We start from the raw sequence: 17,402 nt of genomic DNA on the forward strand, positions 1-17,402 counted from the left end.
AGTGAAATTTTTTTATAGTCCCCATTATCGTTCATTACAACCGATAGTGGCATCTTCTGAATTCCATGATTTGGTTCATGTGCTTCTAAGCTGTCAAGAACCGCCGACATTACGAGAGCTAAAAGCGAAGTTTCCGGAGGTGTCATTTGATAAAACTCTTGACCGCCTGATCGCATCAGCTTTGATCATCCGTAAAAATCGACGCTATTTTTTAGGTTTTCCTGTTTATACTGAAGAAGATCAAAAGCAGTTGCAAGAAAGTGACGGTTTTTATCAAGAAGCCCTTGATTGGTCAACACAAGAGATTGCTGATTTTATCAAAAGCTTTACGGTGACAAGTGCTGAAAACAAATATTTTTATGGTTGTTTACAAGGAGTGGAGCAAGGAGTCGTGTATTCGTTGACTCATGAGACGTTTCAGATGATCACTTACGCAGAAGCGCCATGGCCACCGACACTACCGGCTTTTTTTGAAGCAAATCGCCAGCTACAAAATCTAGCGGTTTATGACGAACTAATGGATTTGATTGGCGATGTCGATCCAGTCTATTACTTAGATCAAGTAAGTGTCATCTTTGAACGTATCCGTAAAAACAAAAAAGTGCGTTCAAGTATTTTTCTAGAATCGCTCCAACGATTGAAAATTGTCAGTTCCGAGCTAGATTTCTTGCTGGAAGAAATAAATTGTGATAATCTAAAAAACGGTCGTTATCCTCCTTCTGAAAAGGATAGTTTCTTGCAACGATTAGTAATTGCTCAATTAGCAATAAGGACAGGTTCATACAACACTTTATTTTTCAATAATATTTGATATTTCTAATAATTGTGTTATTTGTTTAAAATTATATGATTTTTTTAAAGCTGTTAGACATCATTCTAACAGCTTTTTTAGTTTTCTTTAAAATGATAATTTGATGAATAAAAATTAAAAAACAACAATCGTTTTGTTTGGAGTTTTGATTTCTTGGTGATATGATGATTTCAGAACTTTGAAAGGGGATATAAAAATGGAAGGATATAAAACGGTTGAGTTTGAACAGTTGGAAGGGCATAAAACGAAAGCAGAAATGATTACATTCGTATCGATGACAGAAATAGAAGCTGCTCGGCAAGCAATTACAAATGCGGGGATCGATGAAACACGTTTTTCTGACGGAGATCTCATTCTGGCATTGAAGCAAAAGGAACGATTTGGGGCAAATACAATCGTTTCCGTGGTTATTGATTGGCTAGTGAATCAAAATTACTTAGTGAATCCAGCCCATGCTCTGCGTTACTTGGCAAAGAAAATGGCTGATGGTCCTGTAACGAGTTATAAACTATTAAGTGAGAGTGAGTTTGACTGTGATGGGAATTACTACTTGATTGGTCACACTGGTAAATCATTGGCGGTAAATAAAGCCTATAAAGTGTATACTGACGGACAAGTAAAAGAGCTTTGGCAAGCAAAATAGTTGAAGATGATTTCGGCTCTAGCGGGGAAAGAAAGTGACTGTAGAAACAGTTGTTTTCAAAAAAGGATCAAATATTGAAGGTTGTGAAAGATGCGTGAAACTAAACATTCGAATCGGCTTAGCTGGCAGTCATCTTCTGATTGGTGCATTCAGCCTGATCGGCGCACTGCTGACGCTTTACAAAGTACCAACTAGTTTTGGTACGATCCAAGTCTTGTTAGGTGAAATTTATTATACCGATACGGTATTTGACCGATTTACTCAGCTTTTCTTATTGGGGATCATTAGTCTTTATACCGTAGTGACGAGTTTTTATGGGTTTCGATTTTGGTGTTTTTGCTCCGCCTCTTCTGCATTTGGGACACTGTTGGCATATGTTGAATTAACTGAGACACTTCCGATGATGGTTGTTTTTATCCTAGTATTGGTAAGTTTGTTTCAGTTATGTGTAGTCACATACTTCATTTTCCAAAAGCTAAAAAGTAGAGCTGAAACAGGTTGAACAGATACGTTCAAGCTGTTTTTTTCTGTCCAGAACAATTCGTTCGTATCATAGGGTTATTACGTTACTAGAAATTTATTTTATGCTATGCTAGCAGTAGAGAACGTTTGCTTGCGAATCTTTCTCAAAGGGTAAAATCGTGACAGTGATCGATGGTCACAGAATAAGCGATCAAGATGAATTGAAGGAGGACTGATGAGAGAGTGGTTACCAAACAACAGGAACTGACTGCAGAAAAAGACTTTCTGAGTGGTGAAAATTTTTATGTCCAACATTTCTTAGGAGCCCATCAAGTCGATAACGGCTATGTGTTTCGCGTTTGGGCACCAAAGGCTCAACAAGTTTGGCTTGTTGGCGATTTCAACCAATGGACAGACACTTTGCCAATGAATAAAAGGGCAGAATCTGGAGTATGGGAAATTGAGACCAATCAAGTAGAAGCAGGCCAGCTTTATAAATACAAAGTCAAACAAGCAAATGGACGAGAAGTGTTAAAGATTGACCCTTTTGCTGTCCATTTTGAAGCTCGACCAGGAACAGCGGCAGTCTTGCACAAGATTCCTCCCAAAAAATGGCGGGACGGACTGTGGCAAGGCCGCAAAAAAAGACAGAAAACATTTAACCGACCTCTAAATATTTATGAAGTTCATGCCAGCTCGTGGAAGCATCACGAAGACGGCACCCCTTATCGCTTCTCTGAATTAAAAGATGAACTTATTCCTTATGTGAAAAAAATGGGTTATACCCATATTGAATTTATGCCATTGATGGAACATCCATTAGGTACCTCTTGGGGCTATCAGTTGACAGGTTATTTTGCGCTCAGTTCCTATTATGGGACACCAGAAGAGTTCCAAGACTTTGTAGAGGCATGCCACTTAGAAAATATTGGTGTCTTTGTTGACTGGGTACCTGGACATTTTTGTGTCAATGACGACAGCCTCGCTTATTATGACGGGACACCAACCTTCGAATACATGGACGAGAATCGAGCCAAAAATGTGCGCTGGGGAGCAATCAATTTTGATCTAGGGAAACCGCAAGTCCAAAGCTTTCTGATCTCAAGCGCCTTGTTTTGGATTGAGTTCTATCATATCGATGGGATTCGAGTGGATGCTGTTTCCAACATGATTTACCGCGATTATGACGAAGGACCTTGGGAGCCCAATCACGAAGGCGGCAATCGCAATTTTGAGGGCTATTACTTCTTGCAGAAGCTTAATTCCGTTATTAAATTAGCCCATCCAGCAGTGGTCATGATAGCAGAAGAAAGTACTTCTGAGACCAAAATAACAGGAATGGTCGAAGAGGGCGCGTTAGGATTTGATTATAAATGGAATATGGGCTGGATGAACGATGTCTTGCGTTTTTACGAGATGGATCCGATTTTCCGCAAAGACCATTTAAGTTTGCTTTCTTTTTCTTTTATGTATCGGATGCAAGAAAATTATATTTTGCCTCTCTCGCATGATGAAGTTGTTCATGGTAAAAAAAGTTTGATGCACAAAATGTGGGGAGACCGCTACAAGCAGTTTTCACAATTACGCAATCTTTATACGTACATGATGATGCATCCAGGAAAAAAACTATTGTTTATGGGAAGTGAATGGGGTCAGTTTTTAGAATGGAAGTACGATCACGGTCTTGAATGGGTCGATCTAAACGATTCCCTAAATGCAAAAATGCAGTTCTTCACCCAAACCTTGAATGAATTGTACAAAGAAGAACGAGGTCTTTGGGAGCTAGACGATCAGGAAGAATCGTTGGAAGTGATCGATGCAGATAACTTAGATGAAACGACATTGACTTTCTTGCGACAAGGGAAAACCAAAAAAGATTTCTTGATCGTGGTGGTCAATCTAACACCGGTGGAGCGGCACGATTTTGCGATCGGTGTTCCGTATGAAGGAACATATCGTGAGATTTTAAACACGGAACGGGATATATTTGGCGGAACTTGGATTGCTAATAACCAAGACTGTCAAACCAGTCATACCCCTTTTAAACGATATGATTATCAAATCAAAACAATTTTGCCTGCACTTGGGGCTTTGATCATCAAACCAGAAAAAATCAAAATGACTCGTAAAAAAGGACCAACAAAATCACGAAAAAAAGAGTAAAGGGGGAAAGGTGAGTAGATCACCAAACAAAATGAAAACAGAGATGTTAGCAATGATCCTCGCAGGGGGACAAGGGACTCGATTAGGGAAATTAACAAAGAATATTGCTAAACCAGCGGTTCCATTTGGTGGCAGATATCGGATCATCGATTTCACGTTGAGTAATTGTGTCAATTCAGGAATCAAAAATGTGGGTGTTGTCACGCAGTACCAGCCATTAGCACTTAACAACCATATCGGCAATGGTGCGAGCTGGGGATTGGATGGCATCAGTACCGGAGTGACCATCTTACAGCCATATTCAAATTCAGAAGGCGAAAAATGGTTTGAAGGAACCGCCCATGCCATCTATCAAAACATCGCCTATATCGATGAGATGGACCCGCAATATGTCTTGATTTTATCCGGCGATCATATCTATAAAATGGATTATGAAGAAATGCTGGAAAAACACAAAGAAAATGATGCTTCATTGACGGTTGCAGTTCTCGAAGTTCCGATGAAAGATGCTTCTCGTTTCGGGATCATGAATACTGATAAAAATGACCGCATCATCGAATTTGATGAAAAACCAGCCGAACCAAAAAGCAATCTTGCTTCGATGGGGATCTATATATTTGATTGGAGTCGTCTACGCAGTATGCTATTGAGTAACTACACAAAAGACGGCGAAATGGTCGATTTTGGGAAACATGTCATTCCTTCTTATCTCGAAAGCGGCGACAACGTTTTTGCCTATCGCTTCTCTGGCTATTGGAAAGACGTAGGAACAATCGATTCCTTATGGGAAGCCAACATGGAATTTATTGATCCAGCCATGGAGTTGAATATCCGTGATAAAAGCTGGCAAGTGTTCTCTAAAAATCCAATCGCACCCCCACATTTTGTGACTGAAACCGGTGCTGCAAGAAATTCGCTTGTGATGGATGGCTGCTATGTTGCTGGGGAGATCGAGCACAGCATTTTATCAGAGAATGTGCAAGTGAAAGAAGGCTCGACAATCAAAGACAGTGTGATCATGCCAGGAGCGGTGATCGGCAGAAACGTCAAATTAAACCGAGTGATCGTTGGGGAAAATGCAGTGATTGGTGACGACGCAGAAATCGATGGAACAGACGAAATTGCCGTAGTCGGCTATTCTGAAATTTTAGGGGTGACGATTGATGAGAACTAATAAAATGTGTGCGATTTTAGGGAACCTACAGCGATACCAAGACTTGATGCCATTAACGGAAAATCGTCCGCTATCAACCTTGTTATTTGATTGCAAATATCGCTTGCTAGATTTCAATCTTTCAAGTATCGAAAATGCCAATATCAAACAAGTCTATATGATTTTCAATGAAGGAGAAACGCAGTCGGTCTTCGATCATATCGGTGGCGGAAAAGAGTGGAACTTGGACGGCGTACAAAACCGGTTCTTTATCCACTTATTCCAAGACTCATTGAAAAAGCAAGCCGAAGGGCAAGAGTACTACTATAATGTCATTGACTATCTGGAAAAATCCAAATCAGATCATACTGTATTTATGGGCAGTAAGATCTTATGCAACATTGATTTGCGTGCATTGCTGAAAATTCATCAACTACAAGGCAATGAAATGACTGTGGTGTATAAACGTATCGGCAGTGATCATGTTTCTGAAAGCGACTTGTTGTTTAATGTTGACAGTGAAGGTCACTTAGAAGAAGCGATCCAAGCGAAAAAAGGGGAAGTTGGCTCCTTAGTCAATTTATGTACGGATATTTTTATTATTCAAACGGATCGACTGATCACGGCTCTTAAAGAAGGCCAAACGGTTGGCGCAACGGCGGATCTCGGTCAATTTTTAAGAGAAATGATCTCTGTAGAGAATACCGGCCTTTATGAATATACTGGTTATTTAAGTAATATTTACGACATCTCTTCTTATTATCAAACCAACATGGATATGTTAGATGTGCACAAATTCACTTCATTGCTTTATTCGAATCAAAAAATTTATACCAAATTGAAGAATGAAGTACCAACCTATTACTCGGAGACGTCTGAGGTGAAAAACAGCCATTTTGCTTCTGGTTGCATCGTGGAAGGTATGGTCGAACAGTCACTGGTTGCCCGTCGTACGAAAATCCATCCTGAGGCAAAAGTCAAAGGCGCAATCATTTTCGGGAATAACGAAATCAAAGCAGGTGCGGAAGTTTCTTATGCGATCTTAGATAAAAATGTGACCATCGCAGAAGGTGTAAAAGTTCAGGGAACCAAAGATGCGCCGATCGTTATTAAGAAGAATTCTCATGTGACAGAAGATGTTATCGGAGGAGCAAGCGCATGAAGGTTTTGTTTACAGCAGCAGAATGCGCCCCGTTTTTTAAAACAGGCGGATTAGGGGATGTTGCAGGTGCATTGCCAAAAGAGTTGGTCAAAAAAGGCGTCGAAACAGTTGTCGTCTTACCTTACTTTACGAAAATGCCTGCCGAATACCAAGACCAAATGGAGGATTGTTTTTCCTTTGAAGTGGCGGTCGGCTGGCGCAAGCAATATTGTGGGATCAAAAAATTAGTTCTAGGCTCTGTGACCTATTATTTCATAGACAATCTCTATTATTTTGGTCGCGAACGTCTCTATGATTTTTATGATGATGGGGAACGCTTTGCTTTCTTCCAATTAGCCGTGATCGAAATGATGGAACGCATTGAATTTATTCCAGACATCGTTCATGTCAATGACTACCATACGGCGATGATTCCGTTCTTGATCAAAGAAAAATATCATTGGATTCAAGCGTATCAAAACATACGCACCGTTTTGACGATCCATAACATTGGGTTTCAAGGGTGGTATAGTCGCGATATATTACCAGATCTTTTTGGGATGGGTACGGAAAGATACGATGATGGAACCTTGCGCTTAAACGATTGCTTGAACTTTATGAAGGCAGGAATCTTGTATGCTGACCGCATCACGACCGTCAGTCCTTCCTATAGTGAAGAAATCAAAACCTCTGAGTTCGGCTGTGGGCTTGAAGTCATTTTACGTATGGAAAGCGGCAAACTCAGCGGCATCTTAAACGGAATTGATTATGAAATGAACGATCCAGAAACCGATCCTCATTTGGACTATCCTTTCAGTGTCGAGGATTTATCAGGAAAAGCCAAAAACAAGCGAGCGCTACAAGAACAGTTTGGCTTGCCAACTCGTAAAGAGGTTCCGTTGATTTCCGTTGTCAGTCGTTTGACCACTCAAAAGGGGTTCCATTTAGTTCTTGAAGAAATGGAAAACCTCTTGCAATTTGATGTCCAGTTTATCCTATTGGGAACCGGTGAGCATGATTTTGAAGAAGGCTTTCGTTACTTTGCGCAGAAATATCCTGACAAATGTGCCGCCGCGATTTCTTTTGATATCGCATTGGCGCAAAAGTTATACGCAGCAGCGGATCTCTTCTTGATGCCTTCCGCCTTTGAACCATGTGGACTATCGCAGATGATCGCGATGCGTTATGGTACATTACCCGTCGTCCATGAAATCGGTGGCTTGAAAGATACGGTAGATTCCTATAATCCGATCACCAAACAAGGTACCGGCTTTGGCTTTCAAGAGTTTTCACCATTCTACTTGATGAATGCCTTGAAACAAGGAATCGAATTGTACGAATCGGATCAGACAACCTGGAACGCTTTAGTCAAGCAAGCAATGAAAAAAGATTTTAGCTGGAATCAAAGCTCAGATCTTTATGTTGAGTTGTATAATACTATCAAAGTTTGATTGTTTTAAGACAGAAGAATCCTTGTCTGCAACAGAACGGTTAGTTGTATGACTAGCCATTCTGGCGGCAAGAATTCTTCTTTTTTATAAACGGTTAGCATAAAGGAGTGTAACCCTATGACAAAAGAACGATTGCGTGAACTGCTAGAAACCAACGTGCACGAACTGTTTGCGATAGAGATCGATGAAGCATCGCCGCAGGAATTGTTTCAGGCACTAGCCAATGTTGTGAAGCAATTGTATTCAGAAGACTGGCGCCAGACCAGAAAAAATCTCTTGTTGGAGGATCAAAAACAAGCGTATTATTTTTCTATCGAATTTTTACCCGGCAAAATGTTAAAGAGCAATCTGTTGAATATGCAGCTGTTGGAGCAAGCAGAAGCCGTTTTTGAAGAGCTAGGGGTTTCACTTGACTATGTTGCGGAAACAGAAAAAGACATGGCTTTAGGCAACGGGGGCCTGGGTCGCTTGGCGTCTTGTTTTATGGATTCATTAGCTTCTTTAGGTTTGCCGGGAAATGGCAATGGGATTCGCTATCGCTACGGATTATTTAAACAAAAATTTATTGACGGTCATCAAGTAGAATTGCCCGATGATTGGTTGCGTTCGGGGAATGTTTGGGAAGTCCGCAAAGAAAGCAAGGCGGTGCCAATTCGTTTCGGCGGACAGGTCTATCTCGTTACCGGAGAGGACGGAAAATTAGCCCCAGTCTATGAAGGTGGCTTTACCTGGCGGGCGGTTCCTTATGATACAGCAATGGTTGGCTATCAAAATCACCATCTCAACACCTTGCGCTTATGGAGTGTTGAGGTCCCTGCAGAAGATGAGGCGCACTATGCCACACTAGAATCGCGCCAAGCATTGGAAAATCTGACAGCGGTCTTGTATCCTGATGATTCCAATGAGACAGGCAAACGGACTCGGCTGATGCAAGAATACTTTTTTGTATCTGCAGGGATCCAAAGTATCGTCCGTTATTATAAAAAATTGAATTTACCTTTGGCCATGATGAGTGAACGAGTAGCGATCCACATCAATGATACGCACCCAGCCCTTTGCGTCCCAGAATTGATGCGCATTTTAGTTGATGAAGAAGGTCTTGCTTGGGAACAAGCGTGGTCGATCACCGTGAAAGTCATGAGTTATACGAACCATACGATTATGGCGGAAGCTTTAGAAAAATGGCCTGTGCGCATGATTGAAGAAGTTTTGCCAAGAATGGATCAGATCATTAAAGAAATTGATCGGCGCTTTGTCGAAGGAATGCAAGGGGTTCATCCACAAGCCTTACTGGATCGGACGCGAATCATTATTGATGATCAAGTCCATATGGCACATCTCGCGATCATCGGCAGCCATAGTGTCAATGGCGTAGCCAAGCTCCATTCTGATTTACTAAAATCAGTGGTACTCCATGACTTTTATCTTATTTATCCTGCCCGTTTCAACAATAAGACCAACGGCATCGCGCAACGGCGTTGGCTTCAGCTAGCCAATCAACCATTAGCCAAAGTGCTGGATCAGTCCATCGGTACAAGCTGGCGCAATGATCCATTAGACCTGCAACTGCTCAAAAACTATTATGAGGACGAAACCGTTCTACAACAAATTGCCGAAGCAAAAATGAGCAATAAACGAGCGCTGGCTCGTTACATTCAACATACGACTGGTGTCACAGTTGACCCAACAGCAATCTTTGATGTGCAAATCAAACGACTACATGCCTACAAGCGACAATTGTTAAATCTCATGCACATCTTGAAGCTCTACTTTGAGGTCAAAGACGATCCGACTGCAACGTTTCATCCAAGAGTCTTTATCTTTGGCGCTAAAGCAGCACCAAGCTATCACTATGCCAAATCAATCATCAAAGTCATCAATGAAGTGGCGAATCTGATCAATCATGATGAAAGCATCAATGACAAAATCAAAGTTGTCTTTTTAGAAAATTACAACGTTTCTTTGGCAGAAAAAATTATTCCAGCAGCGGATGTCAGTGAACAAATTTCGTTGGCTTCAAAAGAAGCATCGGGAACAAGTAATATGAAATTAATGCTGAATGGGGCAGTAACGATCGCCACTTTAGATGGTGCGAATATTGAGATTCGAGATGCGATCGGTGATGAAAACATTGCGATCTTTGGGCTAACGGAAGAAGAAGTGTATCAGTATTACGCCCAGCGTAATTATTCTGCCTATGCGTATTATGAGTCAGATCCAGTATTACAACGGGTAGTCAATGCCTTTATAGATGGGACGATCCCGAATATCCAAGTAGAAGGTCGCGAGATCTTTGATTCACTTTTGAAATATAATGATGAGTACTTTTTATTAAGAGATTTCCACGCCTATTGTGATGCACAGCATCGGGTAGATATTGCTTATCAAGATACCCATCGCTGGCAAAAAATCAGTCTAATGAATATTGCGAATGCTGGGAAGTTTTCAGCGGATGAAACGGTGCGAAATTATGCAGCAGATATTTGGCAGATCGATCCATTATTTGCCCATATCAAAGAACCAAATGCGGCAAGCTTGACGGAGTCAGTGCCTCCCTTGGGGAACAGTTGAAGTGACTTCGGTTGAAATGGTGTAGTCTTTCGTGAAATTCTCTTTTATTTGTGGTATGATGAAAAAAATGCATGTAAGAGGATGAGTACAGTGGCAAATTATTTAGATGTGAAACGAAAACACTTCCGTTTTCCTGCGTATGATGATACAGATGGGGTGAAACTGCAATCTGAGCATCGCCCCGCCTTCAGTAAAGCAGATGATTGGATTTTAACAGAAATCAAAGATACCGTGAGTCATTCTCATAAGGAAGAAAATCAATCTTTGCAGCGTAAAGTGCAGTCAAGTCAACGGGATCGCGGACATAATGTGCGCCAAAAAGAAGAACTCGCCAACCACCGTGCCAACTTACCTCAGTATGGAAAACGTCCGGTGAAAGAGCAGATGCCGACAGGAAAAACCAATTTTTTTGGCAAGGATGCTAAGCACTCTTCGTATCAAGTCACAAGCAAACAAGAACGAGCGGAAGTAGCTTCATCACCAAAAAAAGAGTACTCAGGTCGTTCGTATTTTGTTCCTAAATATATCCCAGCTTCAATAATCCCTGATGAACAAAAACCAGAAATTACGTCTGACGACCTGATGGATGCAATGGCAAAAAAACAAGAGAGTTATTTGTTATTTGATAACGAACCAGCAGCCTACCAAGTCAAAGAAGAAAATGATCCGACGGTAAAGAAATTCAATCGTCCCCAATCGGTGGGCATGACTCGTAGTGAGTTTCGCGCCAATAACAAAAAAAATAGTGATAAGAAGCGGTCCGTTCTAGATCGTTCTTTACAAGTAATGATTGAAGACGATCAACGGGAGGACTCAGCAAACGGTTATTTTCGTTCGGAGTAACTTAGCAAAAAGCAAACAAACAGCAGGAACCAGAATTGAAAGAAAGAATACGGATCAAACCAGTTAGAAGCTTAAATCTAACTGGTTTTTTGAATAGTCATTGTAACAAATGAATGTATGACAGTCGGAGGTCTGCATCACTCGATGGAGAAACTGGTTTTTGTAGATTATGAAAGAGAGTGAATCGCAAATTGTGTACTCATTTTCTGAGTGTCTTTGAAAAAAACGGTGCTTTTATTCATGGAGGTGGTTGATTGATTTTATTAAAGTGTTTTAGTAGTTAACTCCTGCTCAAATATTTTAATTTTCGCTGACCTTTTGATATGCTAAGAACAAGGGGGAATCAAAGATGGAAGTTGATTTACAAATGCTGGCGATGATTTTCTTTATCAATCTCGCCTATGTTACATTGAATACATTGCGATTTTTATTGACAATGAAAGGGTATCGTGTGATTGCCCCATTAGTGAGTATGATTGAGATCACGATCTATATTTTAGGATTATCTATGGTATTGGATCGTTTGGATAACCCACTGAATCTCTTGTTCTATGCGCTAGGCTATGCCGCTGGAGTCAGTATCGGGATCAAAATCGAAGATAAGCTGGCTCTCGGGTACACAATGGTTACCGTGATCTTGCCTAGTAATACGGATGAGGAAAAAAGTTTGCCTAAGATCTTACGACAAGAAGGCTACGGAGTTACACAAAGTTATGGAGAAGGCTTAGAAGGACCGCGACTGATTTTAGAGATTCTCTCCCAAAGAAAAAGTGAGAAAAAGCTCTATCAGACGATCAAAGCAGTGGAAGAACGAGCATTCATCATCAGTTATGAACCCAAGTATATTTCAGGCGGTTTTTGGACCAAAAAAATCAGCCGCCGAGAAGCGAAGCTAAAAAAACAAGCACCTGTTGATTGAAGGAGTTTAGTCAGGCATGATTCATTCGAGAAGAATAGCTGAGTATAAAGCAGGGAGTTTATTGATGAGAGGAAGCGTTAGGTGTGGAAAAGAAAGCAAATGGCATGATGGCGGTCATCGCTGCCTTGATCTCAAACATTTTGGTGGCAATCAGTAAGTTTGTCGGTTATGCACTAAGTGGCAGTGCGGCCATGCTGAATGAAAGCATTCATAGTGTCGTAGATTGTAGCAATCAAATCTTTTTGTTGATCGGGGATAAACGGGCAACAAAGGGACAAAGTGAACTGCATCAGTTTGGTGAAGGTCGAGCGAAATATTTTTTCAGCACGATCGTTGCCATGATGCTCTTCTTTGGTGGGGGCGCACTCGGTGTGATGGAAGCGGTAGAAAAGCTGCTGCATCCTGCCCATGAAGTTGGTAACGCTTGGTTGGTGATCGCTATTTTGATTTTCGGGATGATCGTTGAAGGAAGTTCGTTGTGGATCGCGATCAAGGAGATCCGCGAACTGAATGTGGAACGTCAACCAATCTATCGTTTTTTGAAAGAAAGTCGGCATAGTGAGATTCTGATTATTTTCACAGAAGACTTTTGTGCAATGATCGGCCTAATGATCGCACTATTTGGTACGATTTTAACCATGATTACGGGTAACGCATTTTTTGATGCCTTCAGTGGTTTATTGATTGGTCTCTTATTGATGGTAGCAGCCATTTTCTTAGCCCGCGAATTTTATAGTCTACTGATTGGCGAAAGTGTCACAAAACGGGATCTAGCAGTGATCAAAAGAGCATTTGAACGGCCAGATGTTGATCGCTTGATTGATGTTAAAACGGTGCATTTAGGACCAGCAGAAATTTTGATTGCGGCAAAAGTTGATATTGCCGCAAAACAAGAAGAGGTCGGCTATGAGATCATTAATGAGATTGAAGCCGAGATTCGACACCAGATGGCAGATAAAAAAGTCTATATTTATATTGAGACAGATGAGTATGACCCTCACTATATGGAGAAACGCCGTAAACTTGTGCGACCTTCCCACTGATTTAGCTAGAATAAAGCAGCTTTTTTTGATACAATAGACAAGGATTATCACATAGTGAAGGAGATTTCAAAATTATGATCAATGCAAGTGACTTAAGAGCTGGAATGACATTCGTTCAAGACGGCAAACTTATCAAAGTATTAGATGCTAGCCATCACAAACCAGGTAAGGGAAATACGGTTATGCGTATGAAATTACGAGACGTTCGGACTGGTTCGACTTACGATACAACCTTCCGTCCCGAAGAAAAATTTGAAAAAGCGCATATCGATACGAAAGCTGTACAATATTTGTACACAATGGATGATACAGCATTCTTCATGGATCTGGAAACGTATGAACAATACGAAATTCCAGTTGAAGTGGTCGAAGAAGAAATGAAATTCATTCTTGAAAATATGGAAGTAAAAATCCAATTCTTCGGCAGCGAAGTAATCGGCGTGCAATTACCATCAAGTGTGATCTTGAAAGTCGTTGAAACACAGCCATCAATCAAAGGGGCGACTGTGACTGGTTCAGGCAAGCCAGCAACGATGGAAACGGGCTTAGTTGTCAATGTTCCTGACTTTGTTGAAGAAGGCGAAATGCTAGAAATCAATACAGCTGAAGGTACCTACTTGAAACGTGCGAAATAAGAAAAAAACCGCGATTTGTTCGCGGTTTTTTCTTTTGCTCTGGATGAGGGATCAAAAGTACATCATTTCCCATCTGCCAATGACTTTTGTAAGGGATAGATACTATAGGAGTTGCTGACAAAGTAGGCGACGGAGCAGACGATCACAAACAAGGGCAGATTTTCAAAACCAAAAACTTCCCCACCGATAAAGATTGGTGCAAATAAAGTGCTAGTAGCACTGCCAAAGACACTGGCATAGCCTAGGGCTGCCACCAGTTCGATAGGCAGTCCAAAGAGTGGTGCCAGCACGACGCCCAAAGAGGCGCCAATCGCAAACAAAGGGGTAACTTCTCCACCCAAAAAACCAATACTGATGGTCAGTACGGTTAACACCAACTTAAACAGCCAGTCATAAGAATAAATGGGTTGATCAGCAAAACTGGCGCTGATCAAATTCGTTCCTAAACCTGAATAACGACCATGGTACAAAAGGACAAAAAGTAAAACCAGTACGAGTGAACCGATGCCGATACGCCAGAGAGGATGAGGAAACCGCCGTTTCATGATCCGTTTCATCGTTTCTAATAATCCCGCAAAACTGCCGCCAACAATACCAAATAGTAAGCCAATCAAAAGTAATTTCAGAAAAACAGCCAAAGTCAAATCAGGGGACGGTGACAAAGCAAAACTAAACTTTTCTAATCCTAACAATTGAGAAGTCGTACTAGCGGTGAAAGCAGCCAGCAAAGTCGGTAAGAGTGCATGATGACTGAATTTACCGATGACAAGTACCTCCAGTGCGAAGAACGTCGCAGCGATCGGGGTTTCAAATAAACCAGCAAATCCCGCAGCCATCCCAATCATGATCAGGGTGCTGGCATACTTTTCTAGTCGCAGCCATTTTCCTAAACGGTTGGCAATGGTGGCTCCTAATTGAACTGCCACCCCTTCTCTGCCGGCACTTCCTCCAAATAAATGCGTTAGCCAGGTTCCCACCATCACAAATGGGATCAAGCGCAACGGAATGTCTTTTTCTTCTTCATATCCGACTAAAAACACTAAATTCATTCCTTGAGGACTTCGGTCACCATACTTTTGGAACAGGAAAGTAAAGCAAATACCGATAATTGGTAAAAAGAGAATCAAGGGCAAAAAATGACTTTCACGAAAGGCACTTAAGGAAAGTAGGATTTTACCAAAGAAAGTATCGACGGCTCCAGCAAGCACCCCAATCACCAGACTGAGCAATCCTATTGCAACCAGTTCAAAATACGTTGTTTTTTGTTTCTTCATTTCTATCACGATCCTTTAAAAAAATAGGAATAATGCTCTTGCAACTATGATGAACGAGTGAAAATAAAAAATGACTACTACACACTAAAAAAAGTGGTAGAAGTCATTAGCAAAATTGCGGTTTCAGTAAGAACTGAGGGAGACATTCATTCCCGATTAGCATTAATATTATCTGATAAAACCCTCCTTTTGTCAATGGATGCTGGTCGTGAAAAGCAATCCAACGAATACTTATCTTTTATACATACTTATGGTAAAATTAATTTCATAAGAATTTACATGTGAATTGTGCGTCGTAAGAGTCACTGACAAGAAAAGGGATGAAAGGACGATCCTTCTACTGTTTGACCAAGGGAAAAACAGTGGGCAGGGAGGAATCGAAGGGGAAGAAAAAATGATTGCATTTATGACGAGCGAAAAATGGCTGCAAAGTGAGCGTTTTTACTATGTGATCCTACCAATTCTCATGGTGGTTGGTTTGATTGCGTTATTAGGGTTCCTGATGGTTCTGCTTTATCGAGAAAACCGCAACCCGAAAGTGACGCTATTGCTTGGCGGCATAGTCGTTACGTGTCTATTAGGTTTTTTTATTGGTGATCAAATGTATGGTGAATTCAAAACGTATAATGCGCTGATCACACCGAATATCCGAGACCGCGAAAAAATGTTTCTAGGCTATAAATATTACGAATCTGATACTACAGCAATTTATCAGCGCATCCAAAGCAATGAAGCGATTGAAACTTTAGGGATCTATCAAGCAATACCGGTGGAACGGGAGATTGAATATCTTGGTTCTGCGCATAACTCCGTATATTTTAAAATGGGCGCCCAGATTTACTATGCTCGCTATCAACCGACATTTGTGGAAGAGGAAACAACTGCTAAACTGCAGGGGGTTCAATACCATTTGACGGATCCTTCCTTTGAAACAATTGGATTCTATTCCGAAACCAACAACTATTTAACGGCAATTACGATTCCAAAGACCCAAGAAACCCTCGAGTATCAATCCGTTGATTCTGTGATCCCGAAAGAATTCGGGAAAAGTCAAACCCAATGGGCGTTACCGAATAGGAATGAATAACCATAAAAGAAAACTACCTAAGTCACGCAAGGAAGTTTCCTCAAGCAGGAATCTTCCTTGCGCAGGTAGTTTTTTGGCTTGGTCAGATAACATTGCTTTTCCTATGACTGATTAGGTAGTCCTCTTTCTTTTTGCGAGGCAATTTTTTGAAGGCGGCTTCTGCTTGAGTGGCTTCACTGCGAGTGGAAAAGCTTTCTGCATGAATCATTTGCACAGGTCTGCGACTAGCAGGACGGGTATATTTTGCCCCGATCCCTTTGTTGTGCTCTAATAAGCGGCGACTCAAATCTGTGGTATAACCACCGTAGAAGGACTGATCGTTGCAACGCAAGACATAAAAATAATGATTCTCAGCAGCCATAGAGCATCGCCTTCACTTCTGAACTATAGGCACCTGTTTCATCATAGGTAATGAGAGGGGAATCAATTTTAAAGCCATCCGCCTTACCATCCTTGATTCCTTCAATCAATAAAATATTTGCCTCTTTGCCTACTTTCGGATAGACGAAGCGGACGCGTTTTGGGGCGATTCGATGGGCACGCATATGGTCCAAAATATCAAGAAAGCGATCCGGTCGATGAACCATCGCAAACCGTCCGTTCATTTTTAATGCTTTGCTTGCGGTTTGGATCACTTCATCTAAAGTTGTGGTGATCTCGTGCCGTGCGATCGCTAAATAGGGATTCGGGTTTTTGATCGCCGTCGGTACATTTTTAAAATAAGGCGGATTGCAGACCAAAAGATCGACGGAATCAGGTTTGATTTTTTGAAAGAGGTCCTTCAAGTCCATAGGATAGACCGTCAGCTGGTCTTGCAAGTCGTTTAATTCGATACTGCGCTGCGCCATATCCGCTAAGCGTTCCTGTAATTCGACCTGATAAATATGAGCGGTCGTTTTTTTGCTGATAAATAAACCGACTGCACCATTCCCTGCACAAAGGTCAACGATCACACCTCTTTTTGGCACTCTAGCGTAATTTGCTAATAAGACAGCATCTAATGAAAAAGAAAAAACTTCGGAACTTTGAATGATCTTGATGTCATCGGCATACAATTGGTCGATGCGTTCGTTCGGTTGCAACATGAAGCATACTCCTGTTCTAAATTCATTTCAATGTATTATACTACGATTAAGAATAATGGGAAACGCTAAAAAATGCTTGTCATTTAAACCGTTTTTTTGCATACTTGAATAGGAGAGAAAT

General features: G+C 41.2%; 16 protein-coding genes and 1 riboswitch. Of the genes, 13 read left to right on the plus strand and 3 right to left on the minus strand.

Annotated elements, in window-relative coordinates:
• Window position 1 precedes the first annotated feature (1 nt).
• The 12 genes from CO692_RS14070 (at window position 2) to efp (ending at window position 13,835) form a co-directional block, all read left to right on the plus strand.
• Window positions 2-811, plus strand: a complete 810-nt coding sequence (locus CO692_RS14070) for a DUF1803 domain-containing protein (RefSeq protein WP_096742504.1) — start codon at window positions 2-4, stop codon at window positions 809-811.
• Between the two features lie 196 nt (window positions 812-1,007).
• On the plus strand, window positions 1,008-1,454 hold the full coding sequence (locus CO692_RS14075; RefSeq protein ID WP_081119138.1) for a hypothetical protein: 447 nt from the start codon (window positions 1,008-1,010) through the stop codon (window positions 1,452-1,454).
• A gap of 94 nt (window positions 1,455-1,548) precedes the next feature.
• Window positions 1,549-1,956, plus strand: a complete 408-nt coding sequence (locus CO692_RS14080; RefSeq protein ID WP_077452679.1) for a hypothetical protein — start codon at window positions 1,549-1,551, stop codon at window positions 1,954-1,956.
• Window positions 1,957-2,159: 203 nt separating this feature from the next.
• On the plus strand, window positions 2,160-4,079 hold the full coding sequence (gene glgB / locus CO692_RS14085; protein ID WP_096742505.1) for a 1,4-alpha-glucan branching protein GlgB: 1,920 nt from the start codon (window positions 2,160-2,162) through the stop codon (window positions 4,077-4,079).
• Window positions 4,080-4,110: 31 nt separating this feature from the next.
• The gene (locus CO692_RS14090; RefSeq protein WP_016610807.1) at window positions 4,111-5,253 is read left to right on the plus strand and encodes a glucose-1-phosphate adenylyltransferase; all 1,143 of its coding nucleotides are present in this window, start codon (window positions 4,111-4,113) and stop codon (window positions 5,251-5,253) included.
• A complete protein-coding gene (gene glgD, locus CO692_RS14095) occupies window positions 5,243-6,394 on the plus strand; it encodes a glucose-1-phosphate adenylyltransferase subunit GlgD (RefSeq protein ID WP_077452536.1) in 1,152 nt (383 codons plus the stop codon). Before CO692_RS14090 ends, glgD begins: the two co-directional genes overlap by 11 nt.
• A complete protein-coding gene (glgA, locus tag CO692_RS14100; protein ID WP_086292724.1) occupies window positions 6,391-7,824 on the plus strand; it encodes a glycogen synthase GlgA in 1,434 nt (477 codons plus the stop codon). Before glgD ends, glgA begins: the two co-directional genes overlap by 4 nt.
• Before the next feature lie 117 nt (window positions 7,825-7,941).
• A complete protein-coding gene (locus tag CO692_RS14105) occupies window positions 7,942-10,395 on the plus strand; it encodes a glycogen/starch/alpha-glucan phosphorylase (protein ID WP_096742506.1) in 2,454 nt (817 codons plus the stop codon).
• 81 nt (window positions 10,396-10,476) lie between these two features.
• The gene (locus tag CO692_RS14110) at window positions 10,477-11,238 is read left to right on the plus strand and encodes a hypothetical protein (protein ID WP_096742507.1); all 762 of its coding nucleotides are present in this window, start codon (window positions 10,477-10,479) and stop codon (window positions 11,236-11,238) included.
• A 349-nt stretch (window positions 11,239-11,587) separates the two neighbouring features.
• The gene (locus CO692_RS14115; RefSeq protein WP_005236782.1) at window positions 11,588-12,157 is read left to right on the plus strand and encodes a DUF2179 domain-containing protein; all 570 of its coding nucleotides are present in this window, start codon (window positions 11,588-11,590) and stop codon (window positions 12,155-12,157) included.
• 104 nt (window positions 12,158-12,261) lie between these two features.
• Window positions 12,262-13,200 (plus strand): cation diffusion facilitator family transporter, encoded by a 939-nt coding sequence (locus CO692_RS14120; RefSeq protein ID WP_086293416.1) that lies wholly within the window; start codon window positions 12,262-12,264, stop codon window positions 13,198-13,200.
• A 74-nt stretch (window positions 13,201-13,274) separates the two neighbouring features.
• Window positions 13,275-13,835 (plus strand): elongation factor P, encoded by a 561-nt coding sequence (gene efp / locus CO692_RS14125; RefSeq protein ID WP_005229668.1) that lies wholly within the window; start codon window positions 13,275-13,277, stop codon window positions 13,833-13,835.
• 62 nt (window positions 13,836-13,897) lie between these two features.
• Here efp and CO692_RS14130 read toward each other — a convergent pair whose 3' ends face one another.
• Window positions 13,898-15,109, minus strand: coding sequence for a chloride channel protein (locus tag CO692_RS14130; protein WP_086292718.1), 1,212 nt, complete (start codon window positions 15,107-15,109; stop codon window positions 13,898-13,900).
• Window positions 15,110-15,199: 90 nt separating this feature from the next.
• Window positions 15,200-15,272: riboswitch (Fluoride riboswitch) on the minus strand.
• 231 nt (window positions 15,273-15,503) lie between these two features.
• On the opposite strand from CO692_RS14130, the gene CO692_RS14140 reads away from it, so the two are divergent.
• Window positions 15,504-16,196, plus strand: a complete 693-nt coding sequence (locus CO692_RS14140) for a hypothetical protein (RefSeq protein WP_081119131.1) — start codon at window positions 15,504-15,506, stop codon at window positions 16,194-16,196.
• Window positions 16,197-16,278: 82 nt separating this feature from the next.
• Here CO692_RS14140 and CO692_RS14145 read toward each other — a convergent pair whose 3' ends face one another.
• Window positions 16,279-16,557 (minus strand): GIY-YIG nuclease family protein, encoded by a 279-nt coding sequence (locus CO692_RS14145; RefSeq protein ID WP_077452529.1) that lies wholly within the window; start codon window positions 16,555-16,557, stop codon window positions 16,279-16,281.
• Window positions 16,547-17,281, minus strand: coding sequence for a tRNA1(Val) (adenine(37)-N6)-methyltransferase (locus CO692_RS14150; protein WP_077452528.1), 735 nt, complete (start codon window positions 17,279-17,281; stop codon window positions 16,547-16,549). The genes CO692_RS14145 and CO692_RS14150 overlap by 11 nt, the downstream gene beginning before the upstream one ends.
• Window positions 17,282-17,402: the final 121 nt, after the last annotated feature.

This window comes from Enterococcus sp. FDAARGOS_375 (genome assembly GCF_002393265.1).
GTDB lineage: Bacteria > Bacillota > Bacilli > Lactobacillales > Enterococcaceae > Enterococcus_D > Enterococcus_D innesii.

Excerpts from the sequence above, each read along its gene's own strand:
- CO692_RS14075 (WP_081119138.1), top strand. The coding sequence starts at position 1,008 with ATGGAAGGATATAAAACGGTTGAGTTTGAACAGTTGGAAGGGCATAAA.
- CO692_RS14090 (WP_016610807.1), top strand. The coding sequence starts at position 4,111 with ATGAAAACAGAGATGTTAGCAATGATCCTCGCAGGGGGACAAGGGACT.
- glgD (WP_077452536.1), top strand. The coding sequence starts at position 5,243 with ATGAGAACTAATAAAATGTGTGCGATTTTAGGGAACCTACAGCGATAC.
- glgA (WP_086292724.1), top strand. The coding sequence starts at position 6,391 with ATGAAGGTTTTGTTTACAGCAGCAGAATGCGCCCCGTTTTTTAAAACA.
- CO692_RS14105 (WP_096742506.1), top strand. The coding sequence starts at position 7,942 with ATGACAAAAGAACGATTGCGTGAACTGCTAGAAACCAACGTGCACGAA.
- CO692_RS14110 (WP_096742507.1), top strand. The coding sequence starts at position 10,477 with ATGAGTACAGTGGCAAATTATTTAGATGTGAAACGAAAACACTTCCGT.
- CO692_RS14115 (WP_005236782.1), top strand. The coding sequence starts at position 11,588 with ATGGAAGTTGATTTACAAATGCTGGCGATGATTTTCTTTATCAATCTC.
- CO692_RS14120 (WP_086293416.1), top strand. The coding sequence starts at position 12,262 with ATGATGGCGGTCATCGCTGCCTTGATCTCAAACATTTTGGTGGCAATC.
- efp (WP_005229668.1), top strand. The coding sequence starts at position 13,275 with ATGATCAATGCAAGTGACTTAAGAGCTGGAATGACATTCGTTCAAGAC.
- CO692_RS14130 (WP_086292718.1), bottom strand. The coding sequence starts at position 15,109 with ATGAAGAAACAAAAAACAACGTATTTTGAACTGGTTGCAATAGGATTG.
- CO692_RS14140 (WP_081119131.1), top strand. The coding sequence starts at position 15,504 with ATGATTGCATTTATGACGAGCGAAAAATGGCTGCAAAGTGAGCGTTTT.
- CO692_RS14145 (WP_077452529.1), bottom strand. The coding sequence starts at position 16,557 with ATGGCTGCTGAGAATCATTATTTTTATGTCTTGCGTTGCAACGATCAG.
- CO692_RS14150 (WP_077452528.1), bottom strand. The coding sequence starts at position 17,281 with ATGTTGCAACCGAACGAACGCATCGACCAATTGTATGCCGATGACATC.